This window comes from uncultured Campylobacter sp. (assembly GCF_937949835.1).
GTDB lineage: Bacteria > Campylobacterota > Campylobacteria > Campylobacterales > Campylobacteraceae > Campylobacter_B.
The window spans coordinates 1-2768 of sequence record NZ_CALEDC010000133.1; the positions used below are offsets into that span (position 1 = coordinate 1).

Annotated in this window: 4 protein-coding genes; all 4 read right to left on the reverse strand. The window is 50.4% G+C overall.

The genetic code is table 11. The features are described from left to right. Positions 1-115: 115 nt before the first annotated feature. The gene (locus tag Q0256_RS02920) at positions 116-391 is read right to left on the reverse strand and encodes a hypothetical protein (RefSeq protein ID WP_297959895.1); all 276 of its coding nucleotides are present in this window, start codon (positions 389-391) and stop codon (positions 116-118) included. Next, on the reverse strand, positions 388-798 hold the full coding sequence (locus Q0256_RS02925; protein ID WP_297959897.1) for a hypothetical protein: 411 nt from the start codon (positions 796-798) through the stop codon (positions 388-390). Before Q0256_RS02925 ends, Q0256_RS02920 begins: the two co-directional genes overlap by 4 nt. A 547-nt stretch (positions 799-1345) precedes the next feature. Continuing rightward, positions 1346-2032 carry a tyrosine-protein phosphatase gene (locus Q0256_RS02930; RefSeq protein ID WP_297959899.1) on the reverse strand — a complete coding sequence of 229 codons (687 nt, stop codon included), beginning with the start codon at positions 2030-2032 and terminating at the stop codon, positions 1346-1348. Between the two features lie 390 nt (positions 2033-2422). Then, positions 2423-2768: DIP1984 family protein (locus Q0256_RS02935; protein WP_297959901.1), on the reverse strand; the 346-nt coding region annotated here is incomplete at its 5' end.

Here is a 2768-nt window from a genome sequence, read left to right on the forward strand (position 1 = left end):
TAAAACTGCGCCGCATTACTTAGAAAGCAGCCTGAAATCCCCAAAAAAACGCTCAAGCCCAGATCAAACAAGCAGCCAAAATTTGCAAGCATATCTTGCAAGGCCGCTTTAAATTTTACTCCGCGACGCGATTTACCCAGATCAAAAACTCATCGCTCGGGTTCTCGTCGTCCAGATGCGCGGGCGTGACGAGCTCAAGCGCGGTTTGCGGGATCGTCGTTTTAAACGTCTCCTTGAGCCACTGCTGAAATTTTACGTTTGGATGCACGAAAAAATCGTCCTCCTCGCTGTTTGGCGGCGCACTAAAATCCTCGTCCCAGCAGATTTCATCGTATCCGATCGCGAGCAGTCGCAAAAAATCTAGCCCGCTATGAGCCAAAACGCAGGTCATGCTCGAGCCCGAGCCGGAGCCCATGTGCGGGGTCTAGTCTCGCCCGCATCGTCCAGCCACAGCGCGCACATCGAGCCCTCCGAGCCGCTGCCTGCGAATACGCAAAGCCGCTGCTTGATCTCCGCGGCAAGCTCGCGATCCTCGCCGTAAAACCAATACCTTAGCTCCTCGTCGCGATTTTTCGGCTCATCCGTGAAAAATACGATGTCCGTGCCGCCCTCGCGCTCATCGTCGCTCCAGCTCTGCTGCAGCCGATCCTGCGGATAGAGATAGCCGCGTCTGCGCCCGCCCGTGTCGTCATAAAAGCCGTTTGCCTCGATCCACGCATAAAGCGCCTCAAGCTCGCTTGGCACGCGCATACCCTGCGGTAGCGCTTCGCGCAGCTGCGCTAGTAATAAATTTTCCACGATCGCTCCTTTTGTTAAATTTGCCGCTCGAATTTTACTGCGTTTCGGCTAAATTTACGGATACTTTGTCTGATATTTGCGGCGTTTTGCGCGCCCCGTCGCCGCAAGCGCAAATCAGGCTTTTAAAATTTAGCCGATTTGATTGCGATACGCACGCGGCGGTATGAGCGCATATTTGAAAAAGGGTATGAGAATTTTTAGTAGAAAAATGCGTAAAATTTTACAACCTAAATTTTACTATTTTAAGGTCTCTTTGTTTTTTTGCAGAAATTTACGGTTTTAAATTTAGCTCGCCGCAAAGAGTAAAATTTTGACGAGCGATACCTATAAATTTAAAATTTCCCGCGCCTTTTGCTTGCAGGCCTCAAATTTTTGCTCAAACTCCGCGCGCCTTTGCAGCTCGTTTTTCGCCCCCATTTTGGTATATCCCGAGCCTCGCCCCAGAAAATATGCATAGCTCGTATTCTAAAATTTCGTTATAAACGGTATTTTGCCATTATTAAATTTACAAATTTCGCCGCCGTCTGACTAACGGGCAAAATTTCGTCTAAATTCCAAGCTCGGCTCTTACGAGCGCTTCGTTTTGCGGCGTCAAAAAGCCCGCGATATCCTGCCACATGGAGTGAAAGCCGTATCCGCCGTCTATCATCTCGCTGCGCGCGGCATCCAGGCTCCAGCCCTGATAGATCACGCGGTACATCGCCACCACAAGCCCCGTGCGATCGGCTCCGTGATAGCAGTGCACGAGCACGGCGCCCTCTTTTTGGCGCTCGCGAATGGTGCGCAAGACGTCCGCGATCTGCGCGGGCTTTATCTCCCAGCTTTGAAGCGGCTTGTTTGCGAGCCAAAATTGATCCCCAAACGCCCTTCTGTCGCCGCCTCTGCTAAAATGGCGCAGATTTACGATGCTTTTTATGCCAAGCTCGTGCAGTTTCGCGGCGTCGCTCCCGTCAAGCTGTGCACTGCGAAATAGCCGCTCGTCCACGCGGTAGAAATTTTTCGCTTCGTCGATGAGGGTTGCTTTTTGCGATGAGTTTGGGTTTGCGCTGCGCGCTGCGGTATCTGAGCTCTTAAAATGCGCGTTTTGAAATTTGGCGTCTTTTGCGTCCGCTAGATTTAGCTCCGCGCCGTTTGTTTTTATAAAATTTATGGAATTTGCTTCTGTCACAAGCTCCGCATTTACGCCGGTCGCAAAGAAAAACGCGGCCGCCAGCGCAAGGGTTTTAAATTTCAAATTTCATCCTTTAAATTTGGCTAAATTTTATGATTTTTGTAAAAATTGACGCTCGCGGCTAAAATGCAAAATTTGCAAGCACGCATGAATTTAACGCAAAATTTGAGCGTCAAGCCCGCTCGAAATCCGCCGCTAGATTTCGCCGCAAGCCCGCAAATCGCACCGTAAAATCAAAATTTCGTTTTTAAATTTCCCCGTTCCCGCCCTCGGTATCGCTAGATCAGTACGCGGTAGTTACATTGCGTAGTTACATTGCCCCTGTAAATTTACTGAAAATAAATCGTAAAAGGGATGCGCCCGTTTCCGCGAGCGCTGCCATAAACCTGCTTCGCAGGTGAGTTTCGTACTCGCCTCTTGCGATACTTACCCGAAATTTTAAATTTTACGCCCTTAGCTTTCGATCAGATCGGTCTGCCAGTTTGCGCCTTGCAGCGTCGTATCAAGCTGCCTGATCTGCTTGGCCATCTCGTCCACCTGCTTTTGTAGCGCCGCGACATCAACCGTGCTTAAAATTTTAATCTCGCTGCGCGAATAAACATCCACTTTTTGCGCGGAAGCTTGCGCGAAAGCCCGCAATGCACCCGCTTTTAGCGTGAGTACGTCGCGCTTGGCGATTAGCTCGGTTAGGCTCTTGCCGTCTGCTTTTGCGGTGCAGTTGGTTAAATTTATCCGAACTATCAGCCGCTCAAGCTCGCCGCTTAGCGCGTCCAGCTCGTCTAGCAGCCCCTTTGGCTCT